Genomic DNA, 15,879 nt, shown 5'->3' on the forward strand with positions numbered 1-15,879 from the left:
CCCCAATTAGCCCGCCGGCGGCCAGCCGGCGGATATGCTCTTTGGCCCCCGGCCCTGCGCCCGCGTCCCTACTCCGCTGCCTTCTGGTTCATCGGGTTGCGCGGGTCCTGGGTCCAGTTCATGTAGTCCTTGCCGTTGTCCACCTCGACCATGGAGATGCAGCCCTCCACCGGGCAGACGTGCATGCAGAGATTGCAGCCGACGCACTCGGCGTCGATGACCTCGTAGCGGCGCGACCCGTTGTCCTTCTGTGCTGCGATTGCCTGGTGCGAGGTATCCTCGCAGGCGATGTGGCAGAGACCGCACTGGATGCAGAGATCCTGGTCGATCTTGGCGACGGTCTCGTAATTGATGTCCAGGTACTGCCAATCGGTAACATTGGGCACCGCCGCGCCGCGGAAATCCTCCAACGTCGCATGGCCCTTGCCGTCCATCCAGTAGCCGAGGCCGTCGATCATATCTTCAACGATCTTGAAGCCCTTGTGCATGGCCGCCGTGCAGACCTGAACGGAGCCGGCGCCGAGGCTCATGAACTCCGCCGCATCGCGCCAGTCGCTGATGCCGCCGATGCCGGAGATCGGCAGGCCGGCGCACTCCGGGTCGCGCGCGATCTCGGCCACCATGTGCATGGCGATGGGCTTCACCGCCGGGCCGCAGTAGCCGCCGTGGCTGCCCTTGCCCCCCACCGTCGGCGTCGGCGCCATGATGTCGAGATCCACCGACATGATGGAGTTGATGGTGTTGATCAGGGAGACCGCGTCGGCCCCGCCCGCCTTGGCCGCCCGTGCCGGCCCCAGCACGTTGGTGACGTTGGGGGTCAGCTTCACGAAGACCGGCATGCGGCTGTGCTTCTTGCACCAGCGGGTCACCATCTCGATGTACTCCGGCACCTGGCCGACGGCGGAGCCCATACCCCGTTCAGACATGCCATGGGGACAGCCGAAGTTCAGTTCCACCGCGTCGGCCTCGGTCTCCTCCACCTGCTTCAGGATGTTGCGCCAGTTCTCTTCCTCGCAGGGCACCATGAGGGAGACCACCATGGCGCGGTCCGGCCAGTCGCGCTTCACCTGCTTGATCTCGCGCAGGTTCACGTCCAGGGGCCGGTCGGTGATCAGTTCGATGTTGTTGAAGCCGGCCATGCGGGTGCCGTTGTAGGTCATGGCCCCGTAACGCGACGAGACATTTACGATGGGCGGATCCTCGCCCAGGGTCTTCCAGACTACGCCGCCCCAGCCGGCCTTGAAGGCACGGACGACGTTGTATTCCTTGTCCGTCGGCGGCGCCGAGGCCAGCCAGAAGGGATTGGGGGACTTTACACCGGCGATGTCGCAACGAATGTCAGCCATGTCCTTGCCTCCCGGGCCGCAGCCCTTCCTGCTTGCGGCCCTCTCAGGACCGCAGAAAACGATTGATGGACTCCGCCGCCAGCTTGCCGTCCTGCACGGCGGCGACGGTCAGGTCCTCACTGACCGCCACGCAGTCGCCGCCGGCCCAGACGTCGGGCAGCGAGGTCTGGCGCTCGTCGTTGACGGCGATGCAGGCGCCGTCCATCTCCAGGAGCTCGCTGCCGCCGTTGGCCTGCGGCAGGGGCAGCATCTCCTGGCCGATGGCCTTGAAGACCATGTCGGCGGGCACGCTGAAGGCATCGCCGGTGCCGCCGAGCCGCCCATTGTCGTCAAGCTGCGTGTACTCGAAAACCACATCGGTGACGTGATCATGGGCACCGCGGATCTGGCGCGGCTGGGCCCAGTGCTTGATCTTTACGCCGTTGACCTGGGCGAACTCCTGCTCGTGCCCGGTCGCCGACATGGCCTCCGGCCCGCGGCGGTAGACCAGCGTCACGTCCTCTGCCCCCAGACGCTTGGTCTGGACAGCGATGTCGATGGCGGTGTTGCCGCCGCCGATCACCACCACCTTGCGGCCCACCGGCAGGCTGGCCAGATTGTCGCTCTGGCGCAGGTCGGCGATGAAATCGACGGCGTTATAGACGCCGCCCAGGTCCTCGCCCTCCAGCCCCAGCGCCCGCACGCCGCCGAGCCCCATACCCAGAAAGACCGCGTCGTAGTCGCGCCTGAGGTCCGCCAGGGCGATGTCGCGCCCCAGCGCCTGGCCGTTGCGGATCTCGATGCCGCCGATCTCCAGGATGAAATCGACCTCACGGTGGGCAAAGTCCTCCGGCACCTTGTAGGCCGCGATGCCGTACTCGTTGAGGCCGCCGGCCTTGGCCTTGGCCTCGAAGACCACGACGTCGTGGCCGTGCATCGCCAGACGGTGTGCGCAGGAAAGCCCCGCCGGACCGGCACCTACCACGGCAACCCGCTTGCCCGTCGGCTCGGCGCGCTGGAAAGGGTGCGCAGCGTCGTCCATCACCGCATCGGTGGCATAGCGCTGCAGCAGACCGATCTGCACCGGCTTGTGCTCCTGCGTGTTGCGCACGCAGGCCTCCTGGCAGAGCACCTCCGTCGGACAGACCCGTGCGCAGGCCCCGCCCATTACGTTCTCGTCCAGAATGTCCTGCGCAGCGCCGCGCACGTTGTCGGTCGAGATCTTGCGGATGAAGCTCGGGATATCGATGCCGGTGGGACAGGCCTCGATGCAGGGCGCGTCGTAGCAGAAATAGCAGCGGCTCGCCTCGATCAACGCCGCCTTGCGGTCCAGCGGCGGATGCACGTCGCTGAAGTTTTCCGCGTAATCGGAATCGGTCAAGCGCCCGGCCGCAATGTCCGGTTGGTTACCCATCCTGATCTCCCCGATCATTTGCTTGCTTACGCACTTCCGGCGTATTGCTTCTTTGTTGAGGATGACTGTAGCGTTGCCTTGACCAAGCGGTCAATTAATTTTGACCAGTTGGTCAGGTTTTGCGCTATCCTTGTGCGTGCGAACGGTCGGTTCGAAAGACGCGATAGGAAAACAAAGAAAGCCGATGAGCGAAACGGCAGCAAAAGAAGGCCCAGTAAAAGAGGCCGGGAAAGAGCCCGGAAAAGAGGCCGAGAAAGAGGAAACCGCCCCCGGCCACATCCGGCTGCGCAACAGGGCGCTTATTCTCGAGGCCGCCGAAGAGATCTTCGCCGAGCAGGGCTACCGCGGCGCCACCACGGCAGCCATTGCCGAGCGCGCCGGCCTGCCCAAGGCCAACGTCCATTACTACTTCGGCACCAAGGAGGCGCTTTACCGCGCCGTGCTCGACGACATTCTGACGCTCTGGCTGGGCGAACTCGACCGGCTGACGGAAGACAGCGATCCGGCCGAAGCGCTGGCGGACTACATCCGCGCCAAGATCCGCCACTCGCGCGAGCGCCCCCTCGCCTCGCGGGTCTACGCCAACGAGATGATCCGCGGCGCCAAACACACCGGCGACTTTCTGAAGAACGACCTGAAAAGCCTTGTGGCTCAGAAGTCGAAGGTGCTGGAAAGCTGGGTGCGCCAAGGCAAGATCGAGCCGGTGGACCCCGTCCATCTGTTCTCGGTGATCTGGGCGGCGACCCAGCACTACGCCGATTTCGAGGCGCAGGTCAGTGCCCTGGTCGGCCGCCGCCAGCTCGCCGCCAAGGACTACGACACTGCCGCCGAGACGGTCGTGCGCATGGTGCTGCGCGGTTGCGGGCTGAGCTACCGGGGTGCAGCGGAATGATCAAAGCGGTGGTGCTGCTGAAGCGCAAGGACGAACTCTCGGCGCAGTCCTTCGAGCCGCCCTTCCCTGCAGAGGGATGATCTGATGGCTCTGGTGGTGCGCGTCGGCAACGCCCGTGCCGAATGGTGGCGGGAGAAACTGCAGGGCCTGCTGCCGGACATCGACTGCCGCGACTGGGAAACACCCGGGGACAAGGCCGATGTGGAGTACGCCGTGGTCTGGAAGCCGCCGCCCGGCGGCCTCAGGACCTTCCCCAATCTGAAGTGCGTCGTCTCCATGGGCGCCGGCATCGACCATGTGCTGGTGGACCCGGACCTGCCCAAGCACCTGCCCGTCATCCGCACGGTGGGCGACGACCTGCGCCAGCGTATGCGCGAGTACGTCGCGCTCCACGTGCTGCGCCACCACCGCCGCCTGCCGGACATCCAGGCCGCGCAGCAGCGCAAGGCCTGGGATCAGATCATCACGCCACCGGCGCCGGAACGGCATGTCGCGGTGCTGGGCCTCGGCAACATGGGCGCCGAGGTGGCGCGCACCCTGGCGGGGATCGGGTTCGCCGTACACGGCTGGTCGCGGCGCCCGAAAGACCTGAACGGGATTGTCTGCCATCACGGCGAAGCCGGGCTCGCCGAACTGCTGCCCCTGGCCGAGATCCTGATCTGCCTGCTGCCCCTCACGCCGGCGACCGAGGGCATCCTGAACAAGTCCCTCTTCGCGCAACTGCCCGAAGGGGCGGCCGTGATCAACGTCGGACGCGGCGGCCATCTGGTCGAGGAAGACCTGGTCCCGGCGCTCGACAGCGGGCAGCTCTCCGGCGCCACCCTGGACGTGCTGCGCCAGGAACCGCCGCCGGAGGACCACCCCTTCTGGACCCATCCCAAGGTGCTGCTGACCCCCCACATCGCCAGCCTGATCGACCCGGAGGCCGGCGCCAAGGTGATCGCCGAGAACATCCGCCGCTTCCGCGCCGGCGAGCCGGTCCCCGACCTGGTCGATCTGGAACAGGGCTACTAGCGAACCAAAGCATAATCTTAAATTACGATCTCATTCCATTGAGATATAATAGAGTTTTTGCTTTGCTACGCGGCTCTCTACGCCGAACAGAGTAGACCTTTGGTGAACCTTCTCGTTGATCCGGCGACGTACTATCTTATCTGAGACAAGCGTTTATCTGAGGCCCAACGCGGGCGGAACGGGGGAAGACATGTCGGGATGGAGGCGATGGGCGCTGCTGTTCGCTGCGTTTGTCTGCGTGTTCCCCGGTCTTTCCCGCGCCGAGACACCCAAGGGCGCCGTTCTGGTGATCGAGGCGGAGACCGCCGCGGTCCTGCAGGCCGAGAACGCCACGCATCTGTGGTACCCCGCCTCCCTCACCAAGGTCATGACCGCCTACATGGTCTTCGAGGCGCTGGCCGACGGCCGCCTGGCGCTCGACCAGAAAGTCCCGATTTCCAAGCACGCCGCCGGCCAGTCGCCGACCAAGCTCGGCCTCGGCGCCGGCAAGCAGGTGCGCGTAGGCCTCTTGTTGGATGCCATGATCGTGCGCTCCGCCAACGACGCGGCGGTGGCTCTGGCCGAGGCGGTCAGCGGCAGCGAGGAGGCTTTCGCCACCGCCATGACCCGCAAGGCCCGCGCGCTCGGCATGCGGCGCACGGTGTTCAAGAATGCCTCCGGCCTGCCGGACCAGATGCAGGTCACCACCGCCAAGGACATGGCGATCCTGGCGCGTGCGCAGCTCAAGACCTTTCCGCAGCACTTCGCCCGCTTCTCCAAAACCCAGTTCATGCTGAACCGCCGCGCGCGGCCCACCACCAACGGCTGGATGGTCGGCTATCCCGGTGCCGACGGATTCAAGACCGGCTTCACCTGCGGCTCCGGCTACAACCTGATCGGCACGGCGGAGCGGGACGGGCGGCGAGTGATCGCGGTTGTTCTGGGCGGCAAGACCAGCGGTGTCCGCAACGCCCGCATGACCAAGCTTATGAACACGGCCTTCGCGGCGCCCTCGCCGGGTGCCGACGCCGGGACCCTCGGGTCTCTGCCCGCCACGCCGACCACCGCGGTTCCCTACGTGCTGCCCGGCGGACAGTGCGCGGTGGCGCCGGCGGTCGGCACCGCCCCCAGCGACGGCAAGCTGCCGGGCTGGGGCCTGGTGCTCGGTTCCTTCGCCAGCAAGGCCCAGGCCAACGCAATCATCAAGGGCCACCGCCAGTCCCTGAAAGAGGTCACGCGGCACGGACGCCCGGCGGTGATCGCCAAGCTGCGCCACGACCCGCAGCTCTACACAGCCCTGCTGGTCGACCTGAACCAGCGCGACGCCGGCGAGGCCTGCAAACATCTCTGGAGCCTCGGCCACTACTGCCTGGCAGTGCCGCCCAAGCTGCTGAACAATCCGGACACGCTCTGGCGCTGACGCGCGCGCGTCGATCGCACCGTCCTCCTGCCCCTTCTTGTGAACGTCGCGGCGATTGCCAAAGCAGTGAGCCGCCACTAGCATTGATCGTTGGTGTGCCAAGCACTTAGGACGGCGGCCCGAAGAACCGTCCGGCCGGCCACCCCCAGCTCTTCTTTCAGGTCCAAACAACAATGCGGGAGGAAACCATGCGGATGCTTCGAACCACCGGTGTGATCATGGCAACGGCCGCCGCGGCCCTGCTGTCGGCGAGCGCGGCCCTTGCGGCCTGCGACTGGAAGCCGGAGCGGCCGGTCACCTACGTCGTACCCTGGGGCGCCGGCGGCGGCACCGATGCCAACTCGCGCATGCTGGCCAGCATGCTGGAGAAGCACTTCGACGTGCCCTTCAACGTGGTCAACCGCACCGGCGGCAACGGCGTCGTCGGCCACAGCGCCATCGCCACGGCGGAGCCCGACGGCTACACCATCGGCGCGGCCACGGTGGAGATCACCACCATGCACCACGCGGGCCTGACCGAGCTGAACCATACCGACATCACGCCCATCGCCCTGGTCGACATCGTGCCCTCCAGCGTGCTGGTGGCCAAGGACTCCGAGTTCAACAGCCTCAACGACCTCCTGACCTACGCCAAGGCCAACCCGGGCAAACTCACCGGTTCCGGCACCGCACAGGGCGGCATCTGGCACCTCGCCCTGGCCGGCATGCTGAACTCCGAAGGCATGGACCCGGCGGCGATCCGCTGGGTGCCCTCCAACGGCGCAGCCGCGGCCATGCAGGAGCTGATCGCCGGTGGCGTCGACGTCGCCACCCCCGCCCTCTCCGAAGGCAAGGCCCTGATCGAATCAGGCGAGTTGAAGGCGCTGGCCTACATGCACGACAGCCGCATGGGCGCCCTGCCGGAGGTGCCGACCACCAAGGAACTGCTGAAGTCCGGCTGGACCCTGGCCGCCTTTATCAGCATCAGCGGCCCCAAGGGCCTGCCGGAGGAGATCGCCTGCAGCTACGAGAAGGCGGCCCTGGAAGCCTTCGACACCCAGGACTGGGCCGACTTCAAGGCCTCCCGCGGGGCCGAAGTGGTGAAGATGGGCAGCGCCGATCTGACCACCATGATGGCGGCCACCTCCGACAACCTGGGCGCCACCATGAAGGCGATCGGGCTGACGCAGTAGCGGTCTCGCTCATCGAGGTGATCGCCCTTCTGCAACCATGATTGACCTCATGCTTCGAGACACTCCGCTCCTCAGCATGAGGTCAATCACGTCAGACCCTTGCCTCACCCTGAGGAGGCCGAAGGGCCGTCTCGAAGGGTGAGCGGGCGCGCAGGATTGGCCGCATGAAACTGGGGGATCTGCCGCTTGGGCTGTTGGCCGGGCTCGTCGGCCTTGCGATCATCCTGGAAGCCGTAAGCTTCCCGGTTATGGCCGGCATGGCCTACGGGCCGGAGTTTTTCCCGATCATCATCGGCATCGGTTTCTGTCTCTGCGGACTGGTCTTGATCGCCGCCGACCTTCGCGCGCGGCTGGCGGGGACGGCTGCCCCGGTCCTCACCATCGAGCCGGCTCTGCGGCGGCGCAAAGCCCTGCTGCGGGCCGGCGCCGTTGTGATCGGCACTGTCGCCTTCATCGCACTGGTGAAGCCCCTGGGCTTCCTGCTCGCCCTGGCGCTGCTGCTGGTCTTCCTGCTGCGGGTGCTGGCGGCGGGCTGGACGATCACGCTGGCTCTGGCGCTCGGCCTGCCCTTTGCGCTGCACTTCGGCTTCACCTGGCTGCTGCGGGTGCCGCTGCCGCGCGGCCTCATCGAAACCCTGCTGTTCTAGGCGGCGACGATGCCCGAAGCCCTCGCTGCCGCCCTCACTTCGGTCTTTACGGTCGAGGTCTTGTTGACGATCTTCCTGTCGGCGCTCTACGGGCTCTTCGTCGGCTCCATCCCCGGGCTCACGGCCACCATGTCGGTGGCATTGCTGGTGCCCATCACGTTTTTTCTCGACCCCGTGCCCGCGGTCGCCGCCATCGTCACCACCACGGCGACGGCCATCTTCGCCGGCGACATCCCCGGCGCCCTGCTGCGCATTCCGGGCACCCCGGCCTCCGCCGCCTACGTGGACGAGGCCTTCATCCTGACCCAGCGCGGCGAGAGCGAGAAGGCGCTGGGGGCGAGCCTGGTGACGGCGGCCATCGGCGGGATCATCGGCGTGCTGCTGCTGACACTCTTCGCCAACCAGCTCGCCGGGGTCGCCGTGCGCTTCTCCTCCATGGAGTACTTCTGGCTCGGCTGCCTGGGGCTCACCTCGGCCGTGATGGTCTCGGGCGGATCGGTTGTCCGCTCGGCCCTCTCCCTGCTCATCGGGCTGATGATCTCCACCGTCGGGATCGATATCGCCACCGGCCATCCGCGCTTCACCTTCGGGGAGATCGATCTGCTGGACGGCGTCTCTTTCATTCCCGCCATGATCGGCATGTTCGCCCTGAGCCAGGTCCTGCGGACCGTGACCACGGACCTGCAGACGGAAAGCCGTGTCGCCCCCATCGGCTCCCTCTTCGGCTACATGGTCGGTACGGTCCGGCGCTACTGGCTGAACATCATGCGCTCCAGCCTGCTGGGCAACGTGCTGGGCGCCCTGCCCGGCGCCGGTGCCGACATCGCCGCCTGGATCGCCTACAGTCTCTCCAAGCGCTTCTCGAAGAAGCCGGAGAAGTTCGGCAAGGGCTACGAGGAAGGCATCGTCGATGCCGGCTCCGCCAACAACTCCGCCGTCGCCGGGGCCTGGACGCCGGCGCTGGTCTTCGGCATCCCCGGCGACTCAGTCACGGCCATTGCCATCGGCGTGCTGATGCTGAAGGGCATCACGCCGAGCCCGCGTGTCTTTCAGACCGACGGCGATCTGATCTACGCGATCTTTCTGGCCTTCATCATCGCGAACCTGCTGCTGCTTCCGCTGGGCAGTCTGGCAATCCGCCTGGCCCGCCACGTGCTGACCATCCCCAAGCGCGTCCTCATGCCGCTGATCCTGGTGTTCTCCATCCTCGGCGCCTTTGCCGTCGACAACACCACCTTCTCCATCGGCATCATGCTGGTGCTGGGTCTCCTGGCCTATTTCATGGAGAGCAACGACATCCCCATCGCCCCGGCGATCCTCGGCATCGTGCTGGGCAAGGTGATCGAAAAGAACTTCCTCATCACCATGATCAAGACCGAGGGCGATCTGCTGGGCTTCTTCAGCCGCCCTATTGCCGCCGGCCTGGGCGCCGTCACCGTGGCGCTCTGGCTCTACCTCTGCCTGGCCCCTCTGATCCGGGCGGCGCGGAATAAAAGCAAAAGAAATCATAGCGAAAGCGAGACACCCTCATGAGCGAACTGAAGAAGCGCATGCTATCCAAGACGCCCACATACGGGGCCTGGCTGCAGTTCGCCTCGGCCAACGTCGCCGAAGCCCTGGTGAACACGGGCTTCCCCCTGGCGCTGATCGACAACGAGCATGCGGGCGCGGATCTGGAGACGACGCTCGCCATGATCCGGGCCATCGAGGCCGGCGGCGGCGAGGTGATCATCCGCGTGCCCTCGGGCGACCCGATCTACCTCAAGCGGATCATGGAGTTGGGGCCGAGCGGCCTCTTGATCCCGCAGATCAACACCGCCGAAGAGGCGGAAGCGGCGGTCGCTGCCTGCCGCTACCCGCCGCACGGCCGCCGCGGCTTCGCGCGCACGGTGCGCGCCTCGCGTTACGGCCAGCGCGCGGGCTACGCCGACTGGGCGCACGAGCGGCTCACCATCATGGTTCAGATCGAGACCCGGGCCGCGATGGAGAACCTGGAGGCCATCGCCGCCGTCGAGGGCATCGACATGCTTTTCATCGGCCCCTACGACCTCTCCGGCGCCGTCGGCCGCTTGGGGGAGACCGACGGGCCGGAGGTGCTGGCGGCCATCGCGAAGATCGAAGCCGCCGCCAAGGCCCGAGGGCTCGCCCTCGGCTCGGTGCCGCGGGCGGATGCCGGTGTGCAGGCCCTCTTCGACCAGGGTTACAGCTTGGTGATGGGCGTTTCGGACGTCGGCGCCCTGCTCTCCGGCCTGCACGACGAGGCCGCGAAGATTCCGGAAGCGGTGCGGCTCATCGGCAGTTGAGCGGGGCGCTGCTATCGGCGAGCATGCGGCCATGACCATGAGCGAACGGCAAAAGGCGCTGGCTGGCGAGCCTTACAGCATCTTCGACGTGGAACTGCGCGGCCTGCGCGCAAAGGTCCGCAAAGCGCTCCACGCCCATAACCATTCGGTGCCCGACGAAGACGCCGGCCTCACCCCGGCCCTGCGGGAGGCGCTGGGCGGTGTCGGCGAGAACGTCTTTATCGAGACGCCCTTTCACTGCGCCTACGGCGTCAATCTCTTCCTCGGCGACGACGTCTACATCAACGCGGGCTGTGCGATCCTCGATTGCGGGCGCGTCGAGATCGGGCCGAAGACCATGCTGGGCCCGGCGGTACAGCTCTACACGGCGATCCACCCCCTCGACCCGGGCGAGCGGGCGACCGGCGTCGAGACCACGGCGGCCGTCACCCTGGGCCGCAATGTCTGGATCGGCGGCGCCGCTGTGCTGCTGCCCGGAGTCACCATCGGCGAGAACGCGGTCGTCGGCGCCGGATCGGTGGTGGTCAGGGACGTACCGGCCAACACCGTGGTGGTCGGCAACCCGGCGCGGGTGGTACGAACGATTGAAGGCCGCGCCACGGCACACCCATAGTTGCTGCTGCATCTCGGAGATGTCACGATGACCGAACGGATTGAAACCGGGGCCTGCTTCTGCGGTGCGATTGCCGCGGAGCTGCGCGGCGAACCCTTCTCGGTTGTCTACGACCACGACGACGACTGCCGCCGTGCCATCGGCAGCCCCTTGACCGTCTGGGTCGGCTACCGGGTCGACCAGGTGCGGTTCACCCGCGGAGCGCCCAAGACCTTCTCCAGGACGCCTGGGGTCGAACGCAGCTTCTGCGGCGACTGTGGCACGTCCATCGGGTACTCCGATGCGGGCCTCGCCGGGGAGATCCACCTTTGCATCGGATTCATGGACCATCCGGAGCGCTTCGCGCCGCAGGCCCATGCCTTCTGGCGCCTCAAGCTGCCTTGGGTAGAGATGGCCGATGGCCTGCCCCGTCTCGACACCACGTCCCGCCAACGCGACGCCGCTTTGGGCGACCCGGCCACCCGCAGGTGTGGGTAGCCAGGAGGTGACCCCGGAGGAGCTGGCCGAGCGGCATCCGCGGCTGTTTCATGTGACGGAGCCCGGCGCCCACGAAGGCATCAGACGGCACGGCCTGCTGTCCACGCGCGCGCTGCTCGATCGCTTCGAAACCCCTGCGGCAGAGCGGGAGCGGCTGCTCACGACCCGACGGCCCGAGGCCGTCCCGCTGCATCACCCCGAACACGGCACCGCAGTCCTGAACGACAACCTGCCGCTTTCCGAGAAAGCGCTGCGGACCTGCCTCGACGACGGCCTTACGCCCGCCGATTGGCTTGGCATCCTGAACGGTAAGGTCTTCTTCTGGGCCGACGAGGCCGGCCTCCAGCGGCTGCTGGGCGCCAGGATGAACCGGGGCCGGCAGCGGGAGGTGCTGGTCTTTGATACGCGCCGGCTGGCCGAAGCCCACATCGACAGCCTCTGCCTCAGCCCCATCAACTCCGGCGCCACCCTGCGCCGGGCGGCCCGCCGCGGCCTCGCCACCTTTTCCCGCGCCAAGGACTACCGCTATCCGCAGTGGCGCAAGCTGAGGGGTCGCTCCGACCGCATTCTGGAGGTTACGGTCGACCACGCCGTACCGCAGGCCGCCGACTTCCTGCTCGACGTCCGCCTCGCGCCATAAAGCGGATCGTGGGGAAGGACCGGGTCGGAGCTTCAGTGTCATACGCGCCTGCGACGAGGGGTGACGCCGCCGACTTGGGCCCCTCACCCTCCCGCTGGCGCGGGCCCCTCCCTCTCCCACAAAGGGGAGAGGGAACCCAAACGCCATCATTGCCCTCTCCCCCGGTGGGAAAGGGTTGCGCAGACTTGGCGAACCTAAAGGGTGAGCCTAGCCGAAGCTGGGTGAGGGGGGACTCTTGTTGGTGGACAGGTGAAGCGGCAATACCGCCCCTAAAACGACACGCAGTTGGCGCTGTCGACGCGCATGACGCTTTCCTGGTCGAAGCGGTCCTTGTAGGCGGCGCGGATGTCTTCGATCTTGCTCTCGCTTTCCTCGGAGGGGAAGTAGAGGATCACCAGAACGATGGAGCCCTCCTTGGCGATGACGCCCTGGCTGTTGCGCCACTGGCCGTAGCCGCGCAGCACTGTCAGGCCGTCGGGGAAGCGTGGCGTCACCTCTTCGTCCAGGAAATTGCTCCAGGCCGCATCGCTCACGGTCGAGCCGTCCTTCTTCGTGGTGCCGAAGTAAAGCTCCAGCCGCGCCATGGAGAGGTAGTCGGTCTGGCAGGCCGGCATGGCGACCTGGGCCCCGCTGGGCGTGGGCGCGACGACAAGGGTGACCGCCAAGAACACGGCAGGCAAAAATGCAAAAGTGAAGAGGCGCGGCAGGCTCATCGGTGCTGTCTCCTTTGCGGTGAGACGGCAACTATAGCCCGATCCGCGGGCGGCGCGGCAAGATCTTGGCGCGCGCCCGGGCTGTCAGGTCATGACGCGCGCACTGCCGGACACCCGGATGGAACTGCCCAGCTCCGGCGGAATCTCGACGATCAGGTGCGAGGGCGCCCCCATGTCCTCCCCCTGGAAGATCTCGATACGTCCGCCGTGGGGCCAGCCGATGTCGCGCAGGGTGCCCGCCAGTGCCGCCGCTGCCGCGCCTGTCGCCGGGTCCTCCAGCACACCGCCGGAGGCAAAGGCGTTGCGGGCATGGAAGCGTTGATCGTCTTCGGCATGGACCAGCGCGATGGTGACAAGGCCGGCATCGTTCATCAGCTCGCGCCCCGCATCCAGATCGTAGGACATGGCGGCCAGCGTCGATCGCTCCTTCAGCCCGAGTACGATATGGGTCGCCCCGGCCTCGGCAAAGGTCGGTGGGATGCGCGGATCCAGGTCATCGCGGGTCAAACCGAAAAGCGCAAGGGTCCGCCGCAGGAGCTCTTCGTCGAGGGGCCGGCTGCGGGTCGCCGGCGACTGCAGCGCACCGGTCACGATGCCGCTGTCCTGCCGGCCTTCGACCGTGATTTCTGCCTCGTTCAGGGTCAGCGGGAAAACGCCGTCGCCCTGCTGCATGGCCAGCGCCGCGCCGAGGGCGATGGTGGCATGGCCGCAGAACGGCACCTCGGACTCCGGCGAGAAGTAGCGCACGCGCCAGGCGTCGCCGTCGGGGGCCGCAAAGGCAGTCTCGGAGAAGCCGACTTCGGCGGCGATGCGCTGCATCTCCGCGGCTTCGGGCAGGGCGTCGCCGATGGCCACCCCGGCCGGGTTCCCGCCCTCGGCCCCCTTTGAGAAAGCGGCGATGCGTAGCACGTCCATAACTGCGGTCCTCTTGCGCGATCAGAATGGAAAGGCCCGGGGGCTCATCCGCGCCCGGAGAAAGAACGCAAACCGTAATCCCGAAGCGCGGGCCTTTACAGGGCCTTTCAAAGGTGTTTGGCTCGTTTCATCGTTGATTGCGAAGGCTCAGATGATGAAGACCTTACAAATGAAAGGGGCCGCCCTGGATACCGTGGACGTGGCGCTGATCGAGGCGCTGACGGACAACGCGCGGCTTTCCATGCGCGATCTGGCGGGACGGGTCGGCATGTCGGCGCCCAGCGTGACCGAGCGGGTGCGCCGGCTGGAGGACGTCGGCGTGCTGCGCGGCTTCACCGTCGACCTGGACAGCAAGGCATTGGGTTATGGCCTGCAGGCCATCGTCCGGATCAAGCCCCTGCCCGGCCAGCTTCACAAGGTCGAAGAACTGATCCGCAAGATCCCCCAGTGCGTCGAGTGCGACAAGGTCACCGGCGAGGACTGCTTCATCGCCCGGCTCTGCGTTGCGGACATCGACAGCCTGGACGGCCTCCTGGATGCGGTCGCCGACCGGGCGGAGACCAACACCGCCATCGTCAAAGCCACGCCTGTCCCGCGCCGTCTGCCGCCACTGCCCGTTGGACGCTGAGGCTTCGGCCGCTCTGTACAGCCCGCAGGAGGATCAGGAGTCGCCGACCGGCTTTCTGAGTGCCAGACGATAGGGCTCGAAGCCGTAGGCCGCGAAGAAGGCCTGCGCCCGCTCGTTGCTGGCCCAGGTGTCGAGCGCGATCTCCTGGAAGCCGCCATCCAGCGCCGCACTCTGGACCGCCGCCATCAGGGCGGCGGCCACGCCCCGGCGCCGGAACTCCGGGCGCACGAAGACGTGATGTACCAACAACCTCGCCAGCTTCGGCTTCAGAGCATTGGCACGGCGGCGCTGCGCCTCATACCAGAGATACCCGGCGGCAGCGGAGTCCAGCTCCGCAACGACGATGCGGTTGTCCTTGTTGCGCAGCAGGGCGGCAAAGAACTTCTCAACCTTGCCCTTGTCTGCCGGGTAGAGGAAGTCGCCGGGATAAGCTGATGCATGCTGGCGCTGGATCTCGTCATTGAGATCGGCCAGCAGCGGCACGTCATTGGCGGTGGCGTCGCGGATTGTGGCGGTCATGGATTCAGTTCTCCCCGGCGACGTGCGGCCAAGAAAGCGGCCACCGCCAGCAGAGTCAAGGCGAGGCCGCCGGCAATAAAGGCGGCGGCGACCGAGTAAAGCTCTGCAATAGCCGCGCCGATGAAGGGCGCCACCAGCATTACGCTCACCGTCACCGCCTCGCAGGTTGCGGAAACCCGGGCAATCCGCTCCGCGTCAGCTTCGCGCTGGATAATGGTCCGAAACGGTACCACGACCGCCGCCGTTGCTGCGCCCAGGACCGCGAAGACGCCGATGCAGGCGACCCAGGGCAGATCGAAGGCCGCGCCCGGGGCAATGCCCAGCACGATGGCCAGGGGTCCTGAGATCAGGTAGCCGAGGCCCATGAGCGCGAAGGGATTGCGCCGCGCGCCCCAGGCGCCGACGGCCAGGGAGGCCAGAACGCCGCCGCCGCCCGCTGCCGCAACGGCCAGGCCGAAGACGCTCTCGTCGTAGCGCAGGGCCAGAGTCAGAAGCGGGATCAGGGCGTCGTAGAGAAAGAGAAAAAAGTAGCCCATGGCCATCAGCACAAGGCCGGCGCGCAAGGCGGGCTTGGCGCTGAACTCCGCCAGGCCTTCGCGGATGTCACCGAGCAGCGAACGGGACGCAAGCGACGGCGTGGCGGACCGCAACCGCCGGCCCAGCCCCAGCAGCATGGCCGCGGCAAGCAGGGACACGGCAGCATTGGCCAGCAGGATCTCCTGGGGCAGCAGGAACAGCAGCAACAGACCACCCAGCGCCGGACCCGCGACCTTGGAGGTCTGGTTGATGGCATGGCTTATGCCGTTCGCCGCCATCAGGTCCGGCGCCGGCACCAGCGCCTGGATCGCCGCCTGTTTGGCCGGCGTGTAGAAAGCATCGGCACAGCCGCGAGCAAAGACGATCAGCAAAAGCACTGTGGCATCGGGTGCGAAGGCCGCGGCGAAGGTCGCCGCCGCGCGGCCGAGGTTGCTGAGCACCAGAACCCGCTGCAGGTCGGCCCGGTCGGTGAGTGCCCCGGCGAGCGGGCCGATCAGCACGTAGGGCAGCCCCATCGCCGCCGCCAGCAGGGCAAAAGCCGTGGGCCCCTGCTGCCAGGTGAAGGCCAGCAGAGCGCCGACAGCAACGAAATCAAGCCAGTCGGCGAAATCGGCCGGCACCTGCGCGCCCAACAGGCGCGGCAGGCCCGGGTGGGCGGCAGCCGCCGAAAG

Annotated in this window: 17 protein-coding genes; 11 read left to right on the forward strand and 6 right to left on the reverse strand. The window is 67.0% G+C overall.

The window, feature by feature from the left end; genetic code table 11:
• Nucleotides 1–68 precede the first annotated feature (68 nt).
• Together preA and Q0982_RS00550 are read right to left on the reverse strand one after the other, a co-directional pair.
• A complete protein-coding gene (gene preA, locus Q0982_RS00545; RefSeq protein ID WP_299390815.1) occupies nt 69–1,346 on the reverse strand; it encodes an NAD-dependent dihydropyrimidine dehydrogenase subunit PreA in 1,278 nt (425 codons plus the stop codon).
• A 43-nt stretch (nt 1,347–1,389) separates the two neighbouring features.
• Nucleotides 1,390–2,739, reverse strand: a complete 1,350-nt coding sequence (locus Q0982_RS00550) for an NAD(P)-dependent oxidoreductase (protein WP_299390816.1) — start codon at nt 2,737–2,739, stop codon at nt 1,390–1,392.
• A gap of 184 nt (nt 2,740–2,923) precedes the next feature.
• Between Q0982_RS00550 and Q0982_RS00555 the strand changes: the two genes are divergently transcribed.
• The 10 genes from Q0982_RS00555 (at nt 2,924) to Q0982_RS00600 (ending at nt 11,896) form a co-directional block, all read left to right on the forward strand.
• Nucleotides 2,924–3,631 carry a TetR/AcrR family transcriptional regulator gene (locus tag Q0982_RS00555; RefSeq protein WP_299390818.1) on the forward strand — a complete coding sequence of 236 codons (708 nt, stop codon included), beginning with the start codon at nt 2,924–2,926 and terminating at the stop codon, nt 3,629–3,631.
• Between the two features lie 84 nt (nt 3,632–3,715).
• Nucleotides 3,716–4,645, forward strand: a complete 930-nt coding sequence (locus Q0982_RS00560) for a glyoxylate/hydroxypyruvate reductase A (RefSeq protein ID WP_299390820.1) — start codon at nt 3,716–3,718, stop codon at nt 4,643–4,645.
• Between the two features lie 190 nt (nt 4,646–4,835).
• Nucleotides 4,836–6,044, forward strand: coding sequence for a D-alanyl-D-alanine carboxypeptidase family protein (locus Q0982_RS00565; protein ID WP_299390822.1), 1,209 nt, complete (start codon nt 4,836–4,838; stop codon nt 6,042–6,044).
• Between the two features lie 194 nt (nt 6,045–6,238).
• The gene (locus Q0982_RS00570) at nt 6,239–7,216 is read left to right on the forward strand and encodes a tripartite tricarboxylate transporter substrate binding protein (RefSeq protein ID WP_299390823.1); all 978 of its coding nucleotides are present in this window, start codon (nt 6,239–6,241) and stop codon (nt 7,214–7,216) included.
• 164 nt (nt 7,217–7,380) lie between these two features.
• Entirely contained in the window at nt 7,381–7,863 is a 483-nt protein-coding gene (locus tag Q0982_RS00575) for a tripartite tricarboxylate transporter TctB family protein (protein ID WP_299390825.1), read from the forward strand.
• Between the two features lie 9 nt (nt 7,864–7,872).
• Complete coding sequence (locus Q0982_RS00580; protein WP_299390827.1) at nt 7,873–9,396, forward strand: tripartite tricarboxylate transporter permease; 1,524 nt, start codon at nt 7,873–7,875, stop codon at nt 9,394–9,396.
• Nucleotides 9,393–10,166 (forward strand): HpcH/HpaI aldolase/citrate lyase family protein, encoded by a 774-nt coding sequence (locus Q0982_RS00585; RefSeq protein ID WP_299390829.1) that lies wholly within the window; start codon nt 9,393–9,395, stop codon nt 10,164–10,166. Before Q0982_RS00580 ends, Q0982_RS00585 begins: the two co-directional genes overlap by 4 nt.
• A 37-nt stretch (nt 10,167–10,203) precedes the next feature.
• On the forward strand, nt 10,204–10,779 hold the full coding sequence (locus tag Q0982_RS00590; protein ID WP_322096918.1) for a sugar O-acetyltransferase: 576 nt from the start codon (nt 10,204–10,206) through the stop codon (nt 10,777–10,779).
• 27 nt (nt 10,780–10,806) lie between these two features.
• Nucleotides 10,807–11,256 carry a GFA family protein gene (locus Q0982_RS00595; protein WP_299390832.1) on the forward strand — a complete coding sequence of 150 codons (450 nt, stop codon included), beginning with the start codon at nt 10,807–10,809 and terminating at the stop codon, nt 11,254–11,256.
• A gap of 7 nt (nt 11,257–11,263) precedes the next feature.
• Nucleotides 11,264–11,896 carry a hypothetical protein gene (locus tag Q0982_RS00600; protein ID WP_299390834.1) on the forward strand — a complete coding sequence of 211 codons (633 nt, stop codon included), beginning with the start codon at nt 11,264–11,266 and terminating at the stop codon, nt 11,894–11,896.
• 269 nt (nt 11,897–12,165) lie between these two features.
• On the opposite strand, the gene Q0982_RS00605 is transcribed toward Q0982_RS00600, so the two are convergent.
• Nucleotides 12,166–12,609 (reverse strand): DUF3574 domain-containing protein, encoded by a 444-nt coding sequence (locus Q0982_RS00605; protein WP_299390836.1) that lies wholly within the window; start codon nt 12,607–12,609, stop codon nt 12,166–12,168.
• A gap of 84 nt (nt 12,610–12,693) precedes the next feature.
• Complete coding sequence (locus Q0982_RS00610) at nt 12,694–13,524, reverse strand: PhzF family phenazine biosynthesis protein (protein WP_299390837.1); 831 nt, start codon at nt 13,522–13,524, stop codon at nt 12,694–12,696.
• A gap of 169 nt (nt 13,525–13,693) precedes the next feature.
• Here Q0982_RS00610 and Q0982_RS00615 point away from each other — a divergent pair, with 169 nt between their 5' ends.
• Nucleotides 13,694–14,152, forward strand: a complete 459-nt coding sequence (locus Q0982_RS00615; RefSeq protein ID WP_299390839.1) for an Lrp/AsnC family transcriptional regulator — start codon at nt 13,694–13,696, stop codon at nt 14,150–14,152.
• A gap of 33 nt (nt 14,153–14,185) precedes the next feature.
• Here the strand turns inward: Q0982_RS00615 and Q0982_RS00620 are convergent, their stop codons facing one another.
• Nucleotides 14,186–14,671, reverse strand: a complete 486-nt coding sequence (locus tag Q0982_RS00620) for a GNAT family N-acetyltransferase (protein WP_299390841.1) — start codon at nt 14,669–14,671, stop codon at nt 14,186–14,188.
• Nucleotides 14,668–15,828, reverse strand: a complete 1,161-nt coding sequence (locus Q0982_RS00625) for an MFS transporter (RefSeq protein WP_299390843.1) — start codon at nt 15,826–15,828, stop codon at nt 14,668–14,670. Before Q0982_RS00625 ends, Q0982_RS00620 begins: the two co-directional genes overlap by 4 nt.
• Between the last annotated feature and the right edge of the window lie 51 nt (nt 15,829–15,879).

It is taken from the genome of Pelagibius sp., from assembly GCF_028281305.1.
Taxonomy (GTDB): Bacteria; Pseudomonadota; Alphaproteobacteria; order Kiloniellales; family Kiloniellaceae; genus Pelagibius.

Bases quoted from the DNA above. Each gene is read 5' to 3' on its own strand.
- preA (WP_299390815.1), bottom strand. From the start codon at position 1,346: ATGGCTGACATTCGTTGCGACATCGCCGGTGTAAAGTCCCCCAATCCC.
- Q0982_RS00550 (WP_299390816.1), bottom strand. From the start codon at position 2,739: ATGGGTAACCAACCGGACATTGCGGCCGGGCGCTTGACCGATTCCGAT.
- Q0982_RS00555 (WP_299390818.1), top strand. From the start codon at position 2,924: ATGAGCGAAACGGCAGCAAAAGAAGGCCCAGTAAAAGAGGCCGGGAAA.
- Q0982_RS00560 (WP_299390820.1), top strand. From the start codon at position 3,716: ATGGCTCTGGTGGTGCGCGTCGGCAACGCCCGTGCCGAATGGTGGCGG.
- Q0982_RS00565 (WP_299390822.1), top strand. From the start codon at position 4,836: ATGTCGGGATGGAGGCGATGGGCGCTGCTGTTCGCTGCGTTTGTCTGC.
- Q0982_RS00570 (WP_299390823.1), top strand. From the start codon at position 6,239: ATGCTTCGAACCACCGGTGTGATCATGGCAACGGCCGCCGCGGCCCTG.
- Q0982_RS00575 (WP_299390825.1), top strand. From the start codon at position 7,381: ATGAAACTGGGGGATCTGCCGCTTGGGCTGTTGGCCGGGCTCGTCGGC.
- Q0982_RS00580 (WP_299390827.1), top strand. From the start codon at position 7,873: ATGCCCGAAGCCCTCGCTGCCGCCCTCACTTCGGTCTTTACGGTCGAG.
- Q0982_RS00585 (WP_299390829.1), top strand. From the start codon at position 9,393: ATGAGCGAACTGAAGAAGCGCATGCTATCCAAGACGCCCACATACGGG.
- Q0982_RS00590 (WP_322096918.1), top strand. From the start codon at position 10,204: ATGAGCGAACGGCAAAAGGCGCTGGCTGGCGAGCCTTACAGCATCTTC.
- Q0982_RS00595 (WP_299390832.1), top strand. From the start codon at position 10,807: ATGACCGAACGGATTGAAACCGGGGCCTGCTTCTGCGGTGCGATTGCC.
- Q0982_RS00605 (WP_299390836.1), bottom strand. From the start codon at position 12,609: ATGAGCCTGCCGCGCCTCTTCACTTTTGCATTTTTGCCTGCCGTGTTC.
- Q0982_RS00610 (WP_299390837.1), bottom strand. From the start codon at position 13,524: ATGGACGTGCTACGCATCGCCGCTTTCTCAAAGGGGGCCGAGGGCGGG.
- Q0982_RS00615 (WP_299390839.1), top strand. From the start codon at position 13,694: ATGAAAGGGGCCGCCCTGGATACCGTGGACGTGGCGCTGATCGAGGCG.
- Q0982_RS00620 (WP_299390841.1), bottom strand. From the start codon at position 14,671: ATGACCGCCACAATCCGCGACGCCACCGCCAATGACGTGCCGCTGCTG.